Origin of the sequence: Micromonospora phaseoli (assembly GCF_900109115.1) — a bacterium.
Taxonomy (GTDB): Bacteria; Actinomycetota; Actinomycetes; order Mycobacteriales; family Micromonosporaceae; genus Micromonospora; species Micromonospora phaseoli.
Map to the genome: position 1 here is coordinate 558689 of NZ_FNYV01000002.1, position 16386 is coordinate 575074.

A 16386-nucleotide genomic window follows, 5' to 3' on the forward strand; every position below is an offset into this window, starting at 1 on the left:
AATCCGGATTGACGGTGGGTGGACAGCAGGTTGCCGGTTGCTCGACAGGGGGGATCGACCGAATCCGCAGCTCAGGGCAGCAGGATGAGGTGCAGGGTGCGGGGGCCGTGGACGCCCTCGACCCGGTTGAGTTCGATGTCGCTGGTCGCCGACGGGCCGCTGATCCAGGTGAGCGGGCGGTGCGGGGCGAGTCGGGTGAGGGCCTGCGGCACGCCGGCGACCACCTGGGCGGCGCGGACCACGCAGATGTGCAGGTCCGGCAGGAGGGTCAGGACCCGGCGGCCCTGGTCGGGTGAGCCGTCCAGGACGACGGTGCCGGTCTCGGCGATGGCCACGGCAGCGGCGGTGACGACGCCGTCGGCGGCGGCGATCTGCTGGTTGTCGAGCCCGTCGTCGGGCAGCGCGGTCACCGTCTGCGGCAGCCAGGCCGACGGCAGCCCCGGCGGCACGACGACGGTCGCGCTCGCCGGCAGGATTCCGGCGACCGTGTCGGCGACGGCGGCTTCCGGCACCCGGTGCACGTGGGCCCGGTAGTCGGTCAGCCGCCGTACCAGCAGGTCGAGGTCGACCGTGCCCTCGCGCCGGTAGTCGCGCGGCACCGGCACCGGGGCACCGGCACCGTCCGATGCGGCGGCGCGCAGCCGGCTGAGGATCACCTCACGGCTGCTCACCGCTTCGCCCACCATTGCCGGAAGGTCTCCGCCGGCGCCTCAGGCAGGTCCCGGCTGGCGGTCCAGCCGGACAGCGGCGGCGGCAGGCCACGCCCACGGCGGCCGGTCAGCCGACTCAGCCGCGCCGCGCGCTGCGCCGCCGCGTACAGGGCGGGGTGGTCCATGGCGTACGCGGCGGCAGCCATCGCGGCCGACTCGCCGCGCGGATGCGGCACCTGGTCACGCAGGTGCACCAGCAACTCCGGAATGTTGATCTTAACCGGGCAGGCGTCGTAGCAGGCCCCACAGAGCGACGACGCGTACGGCAGCGAGGCGTTGTCCGCCACACCGGTCAACTGCGGCGAGAGCACCGCCCCGATCGGCCCCGGATACACCGACCCGTAAGCGTGCCCACCCGTACGCTCGTACACCGGGCAGACGTTCAGACAGGCCGAGCAGCGGATGCAGTGCAGCGCCTGCCGACCCACCTCGTCGGCCAGCACCGCGCTACGACCGTTGTCCAACAACACCAGATGGAACGCCTGCGGCCCGTCACCGGGGGTGACCCCGGTCCACATCGAGGTGTACGGGTTCATCCGCTCCCCCGTCGAGGCCCGCGGCAGCAACTGCAGGAACACCTCAAGATCCCGCCAGGTCGGCACCACCTTCTCCACACCCATCACCGTGATCAACGTCTGCGGCAGGGTCAGACACATCCGACCGTTACCCTCGGACTCCACCACCGCCAGCGTGCCGGTCTGCGCCACCGCGAAGTTCGCCCCGGACACCGCCACCGACGTGGACAGGAACGTCTGCCGCAGGAACCGACGCGCCGCCGCCGCCAACACCACCGGCTCGTCGGTCAACCCCGGATCCACCCCCGGCATCGCCCGCAGGAAAATCTCCCGGATCTCCGCCCGGTTCCGGTGGATCGCCGGCACCAGGATGTGACTCGGCCGATCCTCACCCAACTGCACGATCAACTCAGCAAGATCAGTCTCGACCGGCGCGATCCCGGCCGCTTCGAGCGCCTCGTTCAGGCCGATCTCCTGCGTCACCATCGACTTGACCTTGATCACCCGATCACTGCCGGTGGCACGCACCAGGTCGACGACGATCGCGTTCGCCTCGTTGGCGTCGGCAGCCCAGTGCACCACTCCCCCGGCCGCCGTCACCCTCGCCTCAAGCTGCTCCAGCAGCTCCGGCAACCGGGCCAACACGTCGGTCTTGATCGCGCTGCCGGCGGCCCGCAGTGCCTGCCAATCCGGCACCTCGGCGATCACACCGGCCGACTTGGCCCGGATCGTCGTCGTCGCGTGACCGAGATTGCGGCGCAACTGCGCATCGCCCAGCGCCCGCCGCGCCGCCACCGGAAACGACTCCTCACCACGCAGATGCCCGACCCCCGCCGGCGCGGTCGCCGGTATGCCGAGGAAGGTCCGCGTCACCACCGCACCACCAGTCCACGGTGGTCGGTTGCGCTCTCACCCTGCGCGGTCGAGGCCAGGACCTCCGCCAGATGCACCGTCCGCACCCCCGCACGCATCCGGGACAACCCACCACCGATGTGCATCAGGCACGACGAGTCCCCGGCCGTGCAGACCTCCGCCCCGGTCGAGAGCACGTGACGCATCTTGTCCGCCAACATCGCCGTCGACGTGTCCGCGTTCTTCACCGCGAACGTCCCACCGAACCCGCAACACTGGTCGGCATCCGGCAGCTCGATCAGGTCGAGGCCACGCACCGCCCGCAGCAACCGCACCGGCCGATCCCCCACCCGCAGCAACCGCAGCGAATGACAGGTCGGGTGATACGTCACCCGGTGCGGGAAGAACGCGCCGACGTCGGTCACCCCGAGCACGTCCACCAGCAGCTCGGACAGCTCGTACGTCCGCCCCGCCACCGACTCCGCCCGACCGGCCAGCCGCTCGTCACCGCCGCGGCGGGCCACCATCGCGTGCTGATGCCGCACCGACCCCACACACGACCCCGACGGCGCGACGATCACGTCGTACGGATCGAAGACCCGCACGTGCCGTCGCACCAGCGGGACCGCATCCCGCTGATACCCGGTGTTGACGTGCATCTGCCCACAACAGGTCTGCCCCGCCGGGAACACCACCTCATGCCCCAGCCGCTCCAGCAGCCGCACCGTCGCCTTCGCCGCCTCCGGAAACATGGTGTCGGCCAGACAGGTCACGAACAACGCGATCCGCATGTCACACCTCCACCCGCCGGGCGGCCACCGGGCCCGGCGGGTGGAGTCACCCGGGGGCGGGCAGCGCATGATCCGCTGAGTCTGCCGCACCGGGCGCCGGACCGCATCCAGGTCGACGCGTCCAGGTCGTCGCCGGTCAGGGAGGTAGGAGCATTTGTGGTCAGCGCACTAGCCTGGAGCCGAACAGTCGTCTATGCGTGGCGCGACTCGAGGAGGCCAGTCTTGACGGTGGAATCGGCCGATCCGTCCACGACGGTGAACGGGTCCGAGTTCGTGATCCGGCTGGCCCGGAAGGTGACCGGGCGGCTGGCGCCGGAGGAGTCGGGCGTCTTCGACGAGGTCGCCGCGGCGTGGCGGGCCGGGGCCACGCAGGGCCGGGCACCGGGCGGCGGAGTGGGCTTCGGCATCGAGGAAGCGCTGGTCAGCGCCATCGTCATCGAGGTGGTGGCCGCGTCGGTGCTGGACGTCCTGCGGCTCGCGGCCGACACCGCCAGATCCCGGTGGCGGCGGTGGCGCGCCCGCCGCCGCCCGCCCGAGCGGGAGTTGGCCGCCGCCACGCTGCCTGCGGTCGACGGCCGGATCGTGCTGACCGCAGCCCAGGTGGCCTTGCTGCGGGAGGTGTCACGGCGGCACGCGACGACCCTCGGGCTCGACGAGCCCGCCGCCGACCTCCTCGCCGACGCCCTGGTCGGTGCCGTGCACCTACCGGAGAACTCGTCGGATGACGGCCACAGCTGAGAGCCGTCCCCGCCCGCTGCGGTGGCTGTACGGCCTGATCGCCATCACCCTGGCCAGCATTGGGGTGGCGGCCGGAAACGTGTTCTTCTACGGTCCCTTGTCGCTCATCGTCCCGGAGGTGAAAGCGACGGCACGGTGCGAGGCGCTACACCGGGGATCTTCAGACGCGCTGCGCGCCTGCACGGCGGAGCAGGTCAGGCTTCGTGGGTCCGTGGTCGCCGTCGCCGTGCTCGTCCTACTCGCCGGGGCCGTGGCAGTGGCAGTGGCGGTGCCGTGGCGCGACCTGCGCCGGCTGCGCCGGCTCGGCCGACTGGACGCGCCGATGGCACAGGATCGCTTCGCCGAGCTGTGCCGGCGACACGGCCTGTCGGGGCGGCAGACGCCTCGACTGTGGGTGGCCGGTCCGGCGGTGCGGCACGCGTTCACTACGGGGCTGCCCGGCCGGCGACCCACCATCGTGGTTCCGGCACGGTTGGCGCTCGACCCCGGCGACCGGTTCGACGCCGTCGTCACCCACGAGATCGCGCACGTGCTGGCCCGCGACGTCACCTGGGTCTCTGCGGTACGCGGGCCGGCGTGGCTGTTCGTTCCCGCCCTGGCCCTGGCGAGTATGCCCGCGTTCGGACGGATCGGAGGGTCGCCGGAGCTGATCGCGGCACAGGTCGGGATCGCCCTGTTGGCGGCGGCGGTGGTGCTGCTCGCGGCGGCGCTGCTGCGGTTGCGTGAGCACGAGGCCGATCGTTATGCCGCGGGTGCGGGCATGGAACCCGCACTGGTGGCGCTGTTCTCCCGGGCGACACCCGCACGGCCCTCAGGCCCGGTGGCCTGGGCCCGCCGGGCGCTGGCCCGGCACCCCGAGGCGGCGGACCGGTCGCTCGCGCTGCGGCACACCGCACGCGCCTACGAGGGCGGGCTCGTGCAGGCGGCCGCGGTGGGCTTCGTGACCGTCGCCGCCATGAACACCGTCGTTGCGCTCACCCTCTTCTGGAATCCACGGTTGTCCAGCTGGGGCGGCGGCGTGCTCCCGACGCTGACCGGTGTCGCCGTGCTCGCCCTGTTGTTCCCGTCGCTGGTACGCCGGGCGCACGTCCATCTCGCACGTCCCCAGTGGTGGCGGGCCGTGGTGGGCGTCGGCGTCGGCGTCGGGCTCGGGTCGCTGCTCGTGCACGCCATTGCCGTGACATCGCCGCGTTACCCCCTGGTGTGGCCGGGCAGTCCGGCCCGCGCCGCGCTGGCCGTGGCCGTGTTCGCGCTCGCCGTCGCCGGAGTGGTGGCGCTGGCCGTCGGTGCGGCGGAGCTGATGGCCCGCGCCGAGCAGCCCCGCCTCGCCCGCCTCGCGGCCGGCGCGACCGCGCTGGCCGCCGTCGCCGCCCTGTGGCCGGTCGGACTGGTATCCGCGCTGCTGCACGACTCTGACGACCTGCGGTACTTCCTCACCTACGGGCTGGCCCGTTTCGCCTGGCCTGCCCTTGCCCTCGGGCTGCTGCTGGTCTATGCGCTGTCGCTACGGCGGGCTCCGCGCCGGCTCCTGCCGTGGCTGGTGGCGCTCGCCGCCGCGACGGTCGCCGGCGCCGCGGCGATCCTGGTGCAGCCCGCGACGTCCCAGCTGACCGACCAACTGCGGGCGCAGCAGCAGCGCTGGTGGATCTGCGCCGCCGCCGGCGTGGTGGTGCTCGTCGTCGTCGCGCTGGCCACCCCGCTGCCGCACGGGTGGGCGTGGGCGGTGCTCGCCGCGACCGCGACCACCGGCGCCGCCACCGCGGTGCACTACGGGTACGGGTGGCTGACGGACCGGCCCACCGAACCGGACCTGTTCGCCGCGGACGTCGCGGTCGCGCCGGTCTGGCTCGGCTACGCCACGATGCTGCTCGCCGCGCTGCTCGTACCCCTGGCCGGTCGCTGCGATGGTGTCGCGCCGCTGGCGCGGTGGCGCGCGGTGGCTCCGACGGTCGCGGCGGCGGTGCTGGTCGGCGTCGTCGCGCTGGCCCTGGTCGTCGTCGGGGTGCCCGGCGGCGTGGCCATGAACGCCGCGCAGCGCCAGCTCGCGGCCTTCGACAAGCGGTACGAGGCGGCCCGTCGGGTCCTGACCCCGCGGCAGGCCGAACGAGTTGCCCAGTCCGCGACGCTGGTGCTTCCGCTGACCTGGAGCGTTCCCGAATCAGGCCCGCCGGGGCAGGGCATCGTGTCGCCGGGCGTGGCCGTCTCCGATCCCGCCTGCGAGCCACTGGTCAGGGAGAGGTTCCTGGCCGTCGGCGAGCCCCACCTGCGGGCGACGGGCAAGCGGACCTACACCAGCGACTCCGGCGACGGCGGCCTCAAGTACACCGACCTGACCGTCACCGTCTACGCGTACGACGCCGCCGTGGGCGAGGCGGTGCTGACCGCCGCCCGCGACGCACGGCGGGCCTGCTCGTCGTTCACCCTGGGCGAACCGCCGGGCTCGCTGGATTTCCAGGTCCGGGCCGGCACTCCGCCGCCGGCCGGCGAGCTCGCCTGGCGGTACGACAGCACGATGAGCACCACGGTCGCCGGCGTGCCGTTCAGCGGAGCCAACGCCTACGTGATGCTGGCGGTCGGGTACACCGTCGTCACGGTGCACCTGTCCGCGCAGCAGGAGCCGCTCGACGAGGAGTTGCTCCGGCGGGTGCTGGCCACCACCGAGCGCACCGTGCTCTACCCGGGCTGAACGGCGCCACCGTCGGTCACCCGGCGGCTTCCGGTACCTCGGTCAGCAGGTCCGGTGCGAGGGCGGCGGCGAGGTTGCTCCACGCGGCGCTGCCGGTCGCCAGGTGACGGTCGACGGCGACCTCGGTGTCGGCGGCAACCCGGTCACCGGCCACTGTTGACAGGGCGAGCAGTGGTGGTTCCTGGGCCTCGGCTACGGCGGCGACGAGCCGGTCGTGACCGTCCAGGACGACGTAACAGTCCAGGCCGCTGATCCACCAGAGCAAGGGCCGGCGGGAGGACTCTGTCTCGGGCCTGCTTCCGGTAAGACTTCACGCGTCCGTCGTCGGGCCCCGCCAACCGGCGCAGCGGCGCGCGGGTCGGTCAGCGGCCCGCGCGGCGGCGCATTCCCTCGGCCAGCGGGGCCTGGTCGAGGTCTCCGGCGGCGATCCGCCCGGCGATGGTGCGGCGCACGAGCGCGTCCGCGACCGACGGCAGGTGCCGGGCGAGGAACAGCTCGAAGCGACCACGGCCGGTGGTGGCCACCTCGCGCGGGGCCCGGCGGGCGGTCGCCGCGCGCAGGATCGCGTCGACCACACCCTCGGCGGGCTCGTAGCGGGCGACGCCCTCCAGGGAGAGACCCGCTGCGGCCGAGGCGTCGTGGATCGGCGACGCGACCATGCTCGGGTAGACCACGCTGACCCCGATGTGGGTGCCGACCTCCAGGCGCAGCGCGTCGGCGTACGCGACCAGCGCGCGCTTGCTGACCCCGTACCCGGCGGCCAGTGGGAGCGGGAGCAGGGCCATCCGGCTGGAGACGAAGACGATCCGGCCGTGGCTGCGTTCCAGGGCCGGGACGGCCGCGGCGGTGGTGTGCCAGGCCGCCATCAGGTTGACCTCCAGCTGCCGGCGGGCAGGGTCACCGGGTGGCAGTTCGGCCGGGGCGGGTCCGCCGACACCGGCGTTGTTGACCAGCAGATCGAGGCCGCCGAGGGTCTCGATCGCCTGCCCGACCGCGGTGGGTACGGCGGCGGCGTCGGTGAGGTCGCAGGCGATCACCGGGGTCGCACCGGCGCCCTCGGTGCGCAGGTCGAGACCGACGACACCCGCGCCGGCCAGCGCCAACCGCGCGCACAGCAGCCGACCGAAGGTGCCGTTGGCGCCGGTGACGATGACGCGCCGGCCGTCGAGGGTGGTCATCGCGGGCTCTCCTGGACGTTCTCGGTGCGGTGCCAGCGCACGCCCCGGCCACGGCGGGCCCGGGCCGCGCCGTCGGACAACTCCTTCGCCGCGAGTGCGAGGTAGGCGTCGAAGTCGATGCGCATGGCGGGGCGGCGGTCCCCCCAGCGGGCGCGGGCGGTGCGCAGCTCGGCGGCGATATCGGCGGCCTGCTCGGTGGGGGTGGGCAGCGCGTACTCGCCGGCCAGGTGCGCGGCGACGAGCCGGGCCTGCGCCTCGACCACCGGCAGTGCCGAGCCGGTGGACTGCATCAGTCCGACGAACATCAGGCCCGGCGCCTGCTGGTGGAAGACGTGCCGGTACAGGGGCAGCCGGTCGGCGCCGTCGCCGAGGAGCGCCGGGTCGAGAAACGGCAGGTCGATGTCGTACCCGGTGCACCAGACGAGGAGGTCGACCTCGTCGGTGGCACCGTCGACGAAGTGGACGCGGTCGCCGTCGAGGCGTTCGATGGCGGGTCGTACGCCGATCTCGCCGTGACTGATCCGGGAGAGCAGCGAGTCCGACAGGGTGGGATGGTCCTGGAGGAAGCCGTGTCGCGGCGCGGGCAGGCCGTACTTCTCGGGACGGCCGACGGACAGCCGCAGCATGGTCTGGCTGAGGTGCTGGCGCAGCCGCCACGGCAGGCGCGTGGCCAGCGCGCCGTTGAGGGTGTCCGACGGCCGGCCGAGCAGATGTTTGGGCACGATCCACACCCCGCGACGCAGCGACAGCAGGGTGCTGGCCGCGACGTGGGAGGCGTCGACGGCGATGTCCATGGCCGAGTTGCCACCACCGACGACCAGCACCCGCCGCCCGGCGAGCTGCTCGGGGTCGCGGTAGTCGTGACTGTGCAGCTGTTCGGCGGTGAGTCGACCCGGGTGGGCGGGTGCGGGGAGCCGGGGCCGGCTGTTGTGGCCGTTGGCGACGACGACCGCCTCGACGTGTGCGGTGGTCACGCCGTGGGGGCCGGCCGCGCTGACGCGCCAGCGGGTGCCGTCGCGGGCGACCCGGGTGACCGTGTGCCGCAGCCGTACCGCGTCCAGCAACCCGAAGCGCTGGGCGTATTCGTGCAGGTAGCCGGCGATGCGGGTGTGGTCGGGATAGTCCGGCCAGTCGGCGGGCATGGGCAGGTCCGCGAACTCGGTGCGGGTCCGCGAGGTGTTCAGGTGCAGGGTGCGGTACGCCGAGGAGTGCGGCGCGCCGTACACCCACAGGCCGCCGACCTGTGCTGCGGCGTCGAAGCCGACGGCGGGCACCCCCCGGTCGGCCAGCGCCTTGAGCGTGGCCAGCCCGGCCGGGCCGGCGCCGATCACGGCGACGCGTGGCTCCATGCACCCCTCCAGAAAATCCAACGTCTGGTGGATATTGCGCCCGACCTGGGCCCACGTCAAGGGCGGGCGTACATGCGGTCGAGCCAACGGTGGGCGAAGGCACGGAACTCCCGGCGGTGCCGGGCCCCGTCGGAGCCGGCGAGCAGATTGACGACGTGAGCATGGACGGACCAGACCAGGCTGCGTACGGCCAGGTGGGGCTGGGGCTCGCTGAGCACCCCGGCCGCGTCGGCCTCGGTCAACACCTGCTCGACGGCCCGGTAGAGCGGGGCCGAGTAACGCTCGTCGAGGTCGGCGTGCCGCTCCGGTTCGAGCCAGCGCCGCAGCCACAGGCCGGTGGTCTCCGGGTGGTCCTCCAGGAAGTCGACGAACACGTCGACAAGTTCGTGCAGCGCGGCCATTGCCGCATCCGGCCCGGCGGCCAGACCCTGCCGGGCAGCGGCCACGGCCCGGGCCAACGCCTCGCTCTCCGCGGCGAACACCCGCGCGAAACAGGACTCGTACAGCGCCGCCTTGGTGCCCACGTGGTGGTGCACGGTGGCGACGTCCACGCCGCAGGCCGCGGCGATCTCGCGCATGCCGACCGCGTCGAAGCCGCGCCGCGCGAACAGGCCCGCCGCGGTGTCGACGATCAGATCGGCGGTGTGGCGCTGCTCGGCACGCCGGGGGCGACCCGGCCCCCGTCGGGGTGTGGTCATGCGCTCCATCGTGCCCTACTATCCAGCGCACGTTGGATAACGCTCCCGGGCGGCGTGGCGAGGAGACGGCATGGACGAGACGGCGCGGCTGCCCCGCGGCGGCATGCTGGCCTTCGCCGGCGGTTCACTGGGCATGGGCACCTGGGTCACCGTGCCGGGCCTGCTGCTGCTCTTCTTCCTCACCGACGTGCTGGCCGTGGCGCCGCTGGTCGCCGGCCTCGTCCTGCTGCTGCCGAAGATCGCCGACGTGCTGCTGCACCCGTGGATCGGGCACCTGTCCGACACCGACCTGGCCCGACGCGGCCACCGCCGGCTGCTCATGAAGGCCGGCTGCGCACTACCGCTCGCCTTCGCCGCACTGTTCCTGGTGCCGGGCGGGCTCACCGGCACTGCGGCGGCGGCCTGGGTGGCCGTCGCGTTCATCGCGGGCAACCTGCTGTTCGCGGCGTACCAGGTGCCATACCTGGCCACCCCCGCCGACCTCGCGATCGGCTACCACGAGCGCACCCGGCTGATGGGCTTCCGGATGGTGCTGCTCACCGTCGGTATCCTGCTCAGCGGCGTACTCGCGCCGATCCTCACCGGCCGGGAGGAACCCACTCGCGGCGGCTACGCCCTCATGGGGCTCCTGCTCGGCGCCTCGATGCTGGCCACCATGCTGCTCGGCGTCGGCGGCACCCGGCGCCTGACCACCGCCGCACCGACCCCGGTCACCTCGGCCGGGCACGGCCCGGCCGGTCTGCGTACCCTGCTCGTCGCGCTGCGCGACCCGCAGTTCCGCTGGCTGGTCGGCTCCTACCTGGCCATGTCGACCACCACCCACCTGGTGCTGGCGGCGGTGCCCTACTTCGCCACGTACGAACTCGGCCGCCCCGGCCTGACCACCGTGCTGGTCGCCGCGTTCGTCGCACCGGCGCTGGTCGCCACCCCGATGTGGGTCGTCGTCGCCCGTCGCATCGGCAAGCAGCCCGGGCTGCTCGTCGCGCAGGGTGCCTTCGTGCTCGGTTCGCTCGTGCTGGCGCTCGGCAACGCCGTCGGCCTGCCCGTGCTGATCGGCGCGGTCGCGGTGCTCGGCGTCGCTTTCGCCGCCATGCAGCTGCTGCCGTTCTCGATGGTCCCGGACGTCATCCGGACCGGCGGCGCCGACGGCACCACCAGGGCCGGCACGTACACCGGCGTGTGGACCGCGGCCGAGGCCACCGGGGGCGCGCTCGGCCCCTATGTCTACTCCGCCTGCCTGGCCATCGGCGGATTCCTCGCCAGCACCGCGGACACCCAGGTCGTGCAGCCGGAGTCCGCGCACACGATGATCCGGCTCGGATTCGGGCTCGTCCCGGCGGCCCTGATGGTCGGGGCGATGCTGCTGCAACGCAAGTACACGTTGGACCGCACGCTGCGTTGAGCCCATCCGGCCACGGGTGCGGGTGAAGCGGAGGCCGGACCACCTTGGTATGAGGCAACTGATATAGATCTTTTTCTATGAAGTCCGGTTAGGTTGACGTTGGTCCACCTGGTTTGGCCGGCGCCCGAACCGAGACAACGAGCGGCTGTGGCAGCGGCCAGGTCAGGGGAACCGGCACCCGCGGCGTCGCCGCCCAACCCCGAGCTCCGAGGGCACGGCGCAGCGGGACGTCCCCGCTCCGCCCGCGGCGCACCCCCGTTTCCGCGCCGCCGCCATTGCTCAGGAGGCAGTGATGAGACGAAGTCTCACCCTCGCGGCAGCAGTTGTCCTGCTGCCCGTCGGTGCCATCGCCGTTGCGGCAACCCCCGCCGCCGCGGCCCCGCCAGCCACCCCCGCCGCCACCGCCACCGCGGCGGCCGCATCGCCGGAAATGCTCACCGCGATGCAGCGCGACCTCGGCCTGAACGCCACCCAGGCCCGGACCCGGATCGCCCGGGACGACAAGGGCACCCGGACGGACGCCAGCCTGCGCCGGTCGCTGGGCTCGTCGTACGCCGGCGGCTGGATGACCGCCGACGGCCTGGTCGTCGCCGTCACCGCGAAGGCCGCGGCCAACCGGGTCGAGGCCGCCGGCGCGCGAGCGACGATCGTCGGTCGCAGCGGCGCCGAACTCGACCGGGTCAAGGCGACCCTGGACCGCCACGCCACCAAGGCGCCGGCCGCCTCGGTCCCCGGCTGGTACGTCGACGTCACCACCAACACCGTCGTCGTGCTCGCGAACGGCGGTACCGCCGCCGCCTCGGCGTTCGTCCGGGCGAGCCGGGTCGACCCCGCCGCGGTCCGGGTGGTCACCACCACCGAGTCCCCGCAGCCGCTCTACGACGTCCGCGGCGGCGACGCCTACTACATGGGTGGGCGCTGCTCGGTCGGCTTCTCGGTGACCGGTGGCTTCGTCACCGCCGGGCACTGCGGCCGCACCGGCACCGCCACCCAGGGCTACAACCAGGTCTCCCAGGGCACCTTCCGCGGCTCGTCGTTCCCCGGAAACGACTACGGCTGGGTCCAGACCAACTCGAACTGGACCCCGCAGCCGTGGGTGAACAACTACTCCGGCGGCAACGTCACCGTGGCGGGCTCCACCGAGGCCGCCGTCGGCGCGGCGGTCTGCCGCTCCGGCTCGACCACCGGTTGGCGGTGCGGCACCATCCAGGCCAAGAACCAGACCGTCAACTACGCCGAGGGCTCGGTCAGCGGGCTGACCCGTACCAATGCCTGTGCCGAGCCGGGCGACTCGGGCGGTTCGTGGCTGGCCGGCCAGCAGGCGCAGGGCGTGACCTCCGGCGGCTCCGGCAACTGCTCGTCCGGCGGGACCACCTACTTCCAGCCGGTCAACGAGATCCTCTCGGCGTACGGCCTGACGCTGCGCACCAGTGGTGGAGGCAACGAGCCGCCGCCGCCCACCGGGTGCAGCGGCTACGAGTCGACCTACACCGGCAGCATCTCCTCCGGCCAGAGCCGGTACCAGCCCAACGGCAGCTACTACTACTCGTCCTCCTCGGGTACCCACCGCGGCTGCCTCGACGGGCCCACAGGGGTCGACTTCGACCTCTACCTGCAGAAGTGGAGCGGTTCCGCGTGGGTCGACGTGGCCGGCTCGTACGGCGCCGGACCTGACGAGTCGCTGACCTACAACGGCACGGCGGGCTACTACCGCTTCGAGGTGCACGCGTACAGCGGCTCCGGCAGCTACTCGCTGGGCATCACCAACCCCTGATCCGCTCGGCACGACGGCGGCGGGGTACGGATTCCGGTCCGTACCCCGCCGTTCACCACGTCCGCTGACGCGATCAGTAGGCGGTGCGACCCCGACCCGGCGTCAGGCGCGACCGCTTGAGCGTCGGCCCCGGCGGGACAACGAGTCGAGGATGACCGCGGCGAGGAGCACGGCTGCGGTGATCATGAAGCGGACCGACGAGTCGAGCTGCAACAGGAACATGCCGGAGGTGATCGAACCGAGCACCAGGCTGCCGAGCAGGGCGCCGTAGGTCGAGCCGCGACCGCCGAAGAGGCTGACCCCGCCGATCACCGCGGCGGCGATGGCCACCAGCAGGGTGTCCGCGGCACCGGTCGACTGTCCGGCGGCGTACCCACGCGAGGCGGTCAGGATGCCGCCCAGGGCGGCCAGCATGGAGGTGAGCGCGAAGACGGAGATGCGGATCAGCGCGACGTTGATCCCGGCCCGCCGGGCGGCTTCGACGTTGCCGCCGACGGCGAAGATGCTCCGCCCGTACCGGGTGCGGCGCAGCACCAGGTCCATGACCACCACCAGGAAGAGCAGGATGAGCAGCGCCGCCGGTACGCCCTGCCAGGCGTTGAGCACCGCGACGGTGACCGCCACCAGCACGGCCAGGCCGGCCACCCGCAGGAGTGACCCGGTGAGGCTGCGGGTGGGCAGCCCGGCGGCGGTGCGGCGGCGGCGGTCGACCAGCACCGCCGCCGCGTACGCCAGCACGGCGAGCACGCCGATCAGCCAGCCCGTGCCCCTGCCGAGGTTGACGTGGGTGACCTCGCCGATGAAGCCGGTGTACGGCAGGTTGATGGTGCCTTCGGGCTTGAGCAGATAGAGCTGGAGGCCCTGCCAGCCGATGTTGCCGGCGAGTGTCACCACGAAGGCGGGCACCCCGAGCCGGGCGAAGACCGTGCCCTGGACGGCGCCGATCGCCGCGCCGAGCAGGAGCGCCGCGACGATCGCCGCGACATCCCCCCACCCGTGGCGCACGGTCAGCACGGCCAGCGCGGCGGCGGCCACGCCGGCCACCGAGCCGACCGAGAGGTCGATCTCACCGAGCAGCAGTACCAGCACCACGCCGACGCTGATGGTGCCGGTGGCGACGATCTGGAGGGTGAGGTTGGAGAGGTTCTGGGGGCTCAGGAACCGGTCGTTGAGCGACTGGAAGACCACCCAGATCACGATCAGTCCGATGATGACCGGCCAGGCACCCAACTCGCCGGTACGTAGCCGACGCCGCATCGCGGTCAGCGGTGAGAGTCGACCGTCGCCGCCGGGACCGGTCTGGATGCTGTCCCCGGCCGGTGGTTCGGGGCTGGTCGTCGAGGTACTCAACGGGAGACCCCCTCGGGCTGCTGATGGGCCGTGCCGGCACGGGCCGACCTCGGGCGGCTGCTCACAACTGGTCTCGCGGTGTCGCCTGGCGCGCCGAGCCCCCATCGCCGCCATCCGGCGGCGCGTCCCGGGCCCGCCGCCGGCTCACGGCGTTGTCGAGCGCCCCGGTGATCGCCTGGACGATCTCCTCCTGGCTGGTCCGATCCGGGTCGAACACGCCGGCGGTACGCCCCAGCCGCAGCACCACCACCCGATCCGCGACCGCCTTGACGTCGGCCAGGTTGTGGCTGATGAGCAGCACCCCGAGGCCGCGCTTGCGGAGCCGTTCGATCAGGTCGAGCACCTCGGCGGTCTGCGCGACACCGAGGGCGGCGGTAGGTTCGTCGAGCAGCACCAGCTTCGGTTCGCCGAGCAGCGAGCGGGCGATCGCCACCGACTGCCGCTGGCCACCGGAGAGCGCCGCCACCGCGATCCGCACCGAGGGGATCTTGACCGACAGGCTGGTGAGCAGTTCGCGGGCGCGCCGCTCCATGCCGATCTCGTCGAGCACCCCGGTCCGGGTCAGTTCCCGACCGAGGTAGAGGTTGGCGACCACGTCGAGGTTGTCGCAGAGCGCGAGATCCTGGTAGACGGTGGCGATGCCGAGGGTGCTCGCGTCGGCGGGACGCCCGATCTGCACCCGGCGCCCCTGCCAGCTGATCTCGCCGGTGTCTGCGGGGTTGACCCCGGCGATCACCTTGATGAGGGTCGACTTGCCCGCCCCGTTGTCCCCGACCAGCGCCACCACCTCGCCGGAACGGACCTCCAGCGAAACGTCGGAGAGCGCCTGCACCGCGCCGAACCGCTTCGAGATGCCCGACATCGCGAGCACCGGAGTGTCGTCTGCCACCGCACCGATCCGCTCAGGAGATGCCGGCCGCTGCGCACGGCTCGGCGAAGGCTCCGGAGCAGATCTGCGCAGGAGTGTAGAAGCCGTCCTGGATGACCGTGTCCTCGATGTTGTCGCGGGTGACCACGACCGGTTCGAGCAGCACCGAGGGGACGTCCGTGGTGCCGTTGTCGCGCTGTTCGGTCGGCCGGCCCGTGTACTGCTGACCGGTGGCCGCGGCGACCGCCATCGCGGCGGCGACCTCCGCCTCCGGTCTGATCGCCTTGTAGACCGTCATGTACTGCTCCCCGGAGACGATGCGCTGGATACCGGCGAGTTCGGCGTCCTGGCCGGTGACCGGTGGCAGCGGGCTCGGGAAGCCACTGCCCTTCATCGCGGCGATCGCGCCGCCGGCGGTGCCGTCGTTGGCGGCGTACACGCCGATGATCCGCTCCCGGCCGAGCGCGGTGATGGCCTGTTCCATCTGCTGCTGGGCCCGGTCCGGCGACCAGTCCGGCGTGTCGTACTCCTGGCCGATGTTGACCTTGCCGTCGAGAACGGAGTGCGCCCCGGCCTTGAAGTCCGCCGCGTTCGGATCCGTCGGCGATCCATTGATCATGACGATGTCGCCGCGCTTGGGGTCCTGGCCGTCCTGGCTCAACGCGTCCAACAACGCCTGGCCCTGCACCTCGCCCACCTTGCGGTTGTCGTACGACACGTAGTACGAGATCGGCCCCTCGGCCAGCCGGTCGTACGAGACCACCGGGACGTTCTGTGATCTCGCGTTGTTGACGATCGCACCCGCCGCCCTGGCGTCCACCGGATCCAGGATCATCACCTTGACGCCCTGGGTCAGCATCGCCTCGGCCTGGGACTGCTGTTTGGCCGGGTCCTGGTCGGCGTTCTGGTAGAGCACCTCACACTTGCTGCAGAGCTGCGAGAGCTGCTCCTGAATCAGCGGCCGGTCGAACGTCTCGTACCGGGTGGTCTTCGACTCCGGCAGCAACAGACCGATCTTGAAACCGTTCGCGGTGCTCTCCGTGCCGCCCGGCTGCTGCTCGTCGCCGCCGTCGTCCTCCTGCTGCCCACAGCCGGTCACCACCAGGCAGATCGCCATCAGAACGCCGACTGCCGTCGCGGTTCCGGGATGCTTGGACACCATCCGCCACCACCCTTCTGGATCGGGGCGACGGCCGCCGACGCGTCTCGCCGCCCCCTGCGCGGCCAACCTCCCCGCCAGCTTCACCCAGTTGATGGGCAAGTGCGGCAAATTCCCGAATTCTTCTCATCACCGCGGGTGCGGTCACCGCCGCCCGTCAGCGCCCGGTCCGCGCCTGCCGGCCGCGGTGGGTCGCCGGGTCGCCGTGCGCCGGACAGGCCGGCGCTGTCGTCGGTCCGCACGGCGCGGTGGTCACCGTGGGCAGCCCGCTCCCGCCGCCCGGGCGTGGATCCCCCCGGGTGGGGTACACCCGGCT

At 72.5% G+C, this 16386-nt stretch carries 14 protein-coding genes; 4 read left to right on the forward strand and 10 right to left on the reverse strand.

The annotated features are described in order from the left end of the window. Positions 1-71: 71 nt before the first annotated feature. From BMY89_RS07280 to BMY89_RS07290, 3 genes are read right to left on the reverse strand one after another with little or no spacing between them, the layout of a single operon-like run. The gene (locus tag BMY89_RS07280) at positions 72-686 is read right to left on the reverse strand and encodes a LutC/YkgG family protein (RefSeq protein WP_092376870.1); all 615 of its coding nucleotides are present in this window, start codon (positions 684-686) and stop codon (positions 72-74) included. Further along, a complete protein-coding gene (locus tag BMY89_RS07285) occupies positions 668-2098 on the reverse strand; it encodes a lactate utilization protein B (protein WP_092377537.1) in 1431 nt (476 codons plus the stop codon). Before BMY89_RS07285 ends, BMY89_RS07280 begins: the two co-directional genes overlap by 19 nt. Beyond that, positions 2095-2868 (reverse strand): (Fe-S)-binding protein, encoded by a 774-nt coding sequence (locus BMY89_RS07290; protein ID WP_092376872.1) that lies wholly within the window; start codon positions 2866-2868, stop codon positions 2095-2097. The genes BMY89_RS07285 and BMY89_RS07290 overlap by 4 nt, the downstream gene beginning before the upstream one ends. A gap of 222 nt (positions 2869-3090) precedes the next feature. Here BMY89_RS07290 and BMY89_RS07295 point away from each other — a divergent pair, with 222 nt between their 5' ends. Both BMY89_RS07295 and BMY89_RS07300 read left to right on the forward strand, forming a co-directional pair. Then, positions 3091-3606 carry a hypothetical protein gene (locus BMY89_RS07295; RefSeq protein WP_092376875.1) on the forward strand — a complete coding sequence of 172 codons (516 nt, stop codon included), beginning with the start codon at positions 3091-3093 and terminating at the stop codon, positions 3604-3606. After that, positions 3590-6292 (forward strand): M48 family metalloprotease, encoded by a 2703-nt coding sequence (locus BMY89_RS07300; RefSeq protein ID WP_092376878.1) that lies wholly within the window; start codon positions 3590-3592, stop codon positions 6290-6292. The genes BMY89_RS07295 and BMY89_RS07300 overlap by 17 nt, the downstream gene beginning before the upstream one ends. Before the next feature lie 16 nt (positions 6293-6308). Here BMY89_RS07300 and BMY89_RS07305 read toward each other — a convergent pair whose 3' ends face one another. The 4 genes from BMY89_RS07305 to BMY89_RS07320 form a co-directional block, all read right to left on the reverse strand. After that, positions 6309-6557 carry a hypothetical protein gene (locus BMY89_RS07305; protein ID WP_092376881.1) on the reverse strand — a complete coding sequence of 83 codons (249 nt, stop codon included), beginning with the start codon at positions 6555-6557 and terminating at the stop codon, positions 6309-6311. 97 nt (positions 6558-6654) lie between these two features. Beyond that, positions 6655-7470 carry an SDR family NAD(P)-dependent oxidoreductase gene (locus BMY89_RS07310; protein WP_092376884.1) on the reverse strand — a complete coding sequence of 272 codons (816 nt, stop codon included), beginning with the start codon at positions 7468-7470 and terminating at the stop codon, positions 6655-6657. After that, positions 7467-8819, reverse strand: a complete 1353-nt coding sequence (locus BMY89_RS07315; RefSeq protein WP_092376888.1) for a flavin-containing monooxygenase — start codon at positions 8817-8819, stop codon at positions 7467-7469. The genes BMY89_RS07310 and BMY89_RS07315 overlap by 4 nt, the downstream gene beginning before the upstream one ends. A gap of 56 nt (positions 8820-8875) precedes the next feature. Further along, positions 8876-9517 carry a TetR/AcrR family transcriptional regulator gene (locus BMY89_RS07320; protein ID WP_092377540.1) on the reverse strand — a complete coding sequence of 214 codons (642 nt, stop codon included), beginning with the start codon at positions 9515-9517 and terminating at the stop codon, positions 8876-8878. A 70-nt stretch (positions 9518-9587) separates the two neighbouring features. Between BMY89_RS07320 and BMY89_RS07325 the strand changes: the two genes are divergently transcribed. Further along, positions 9588-10919 carry an MFS transporter gene (locus tag BMY89_RS07325; RefSeq protein ID WP_092376891.1) on the forward strand — a complete coding sequence of 444 codons (1332 nt, stop codon included), beginning with the start codon at positions 9588-9590 and terminating at the stop codon, positions 10917-10919. A gap of 292 nt (positions 10920-11211) precedes the next feature. Next, positions 11212-12693, forward strand: a complete 1482-nt coding sequence (locus tag BMY89_RS07330; RefSeq protein ID WP_170147742.1) for a S1 family peptidase — start codon at positions 11212-11214, stop codon at positions 12691-12693. A 102-nt stretch (positions 12694-12795) separates the two neighbouring features. Here BMY89_RS07330 and BMY89_RS07335 read toward each other — a convergent pair whose 3' ends face one another. The 3 genes from BMY89_RS07335 to BMY89_RS07345 form a co-directional block, all read right to left on the reverse strand. Beyond that, positions 12796-14043: a sugar ABC transporter permease gene (locus tag BMY89_RS07335; protein WP_232521105.1), complete on the reverse strand. Its 1248-nt coding sequence runs from the start codon at positions 14041-14043 to the stop codon at positions 12796-12798. A 61-nt stretch (positions 14044-14104) separates the two neighbouring features. Beyond that, a complete protein-coding gene (locus BMY89_RS07340; RefSeq protein WP_092377545.1) occupies positions 14105-14905 on the reverse strand; it encodes an ATP-binding cassette domain-containing protein in 801 nt (266 codons plus the stop codon). Between the two features lie 40 nt (positions 14906-14945). Beyond that, complete coding sequence (locus BMY89_RS07345) at positions 14946-16073, reverse strand: sugar ABC transporter substrate-binding protein (protein WP_232521106.1); 1128 nt, start codon at positions 16071-16073, stop codon at positions 14946-14948. Positions 16074-16386 lie beyond the last annotated feature (313 nt).

What these genes read in the sequence shown, in the direction of transcription:
- BMY89_RS07280 (WP_092376870.1), bottom strand. Translation starts at nt 686, where the DNA reads ATGGTGGGCGAAGCGGTGAGCAGCCGTGAGGTGATCCTCAGCCGGCTG.
- BMY89_RS07290 (WP_092376872.1), bottom strand. Translation starts at nt 2,868, where the DNA reads ATGCGGATCGCGTTGTTCGTGACCTGTCTGGCCGACACCATGTTTCCG.
- BMY89_RS07300 (WP_092376878.1), top strand. Translation starts at nt 3,590, where the DNA reads ATGACGGCCACAGCTGAGAGCCGTCCCCGCCCGCTGCGGTGGCTGTAC.
- BMY89_RS07310 (WP_092376884.1), bottom strand. Translation starts at nt 7,470, where the DNA reads ATGACCACCCTCGACGGCCGGCGCGTCATCGTCACCGGCGCCAACGGC.
- BMY89_RS07315 (WP_092376888.1), bottom strand. Translation starts at nt 8,819, where the DNA reads ATGGAGCCACGCGTCGCCGTGATCGGCGCCGGCCCGGCCGGGCTGGCC.
- BMY89_RS07320 (WP_092377540.1), bottom strand. Translation starts at nt 9,517, where the DNA reads ATGACCACACCCCGACGGGGGCCGGGTCGCCCCCGGCGTGCCGAGCAG.
- BMY89_RS07325 (WP_092376891.1), top strand. Translation starts at nt 9,588, where the DNA reads ATGGACGAGACGGCGCGGCTGCCCCGCGGCGGCATGCTGGCCTTCGCC.
- BMY89_RS07330 (WP_170147742.1), top strand. Translation starts at nt 11,212, where the DNA reads ATGAGACGAAGTCTCACCCTCGCGGCAGCAGTTGTCCTGCTGCCCGTC.
- BMY89_RS07340 (WP_092377545.1), bottom strand. Translation starts at nt 14,905, where the DNA reads ATGTCGGGCATCTCGAAGCGGTTCGGCGCGGTGCAGGCGCTCTCCGAC.
- BMY89_RS07345 (WP_232521106.1), bottom strand. Translation starts at nt 16,073, where the DNA reads ATGGTGTCCAAGCATCCCGGAACCGCGACGGCAGTCGGCGTTCTGATG.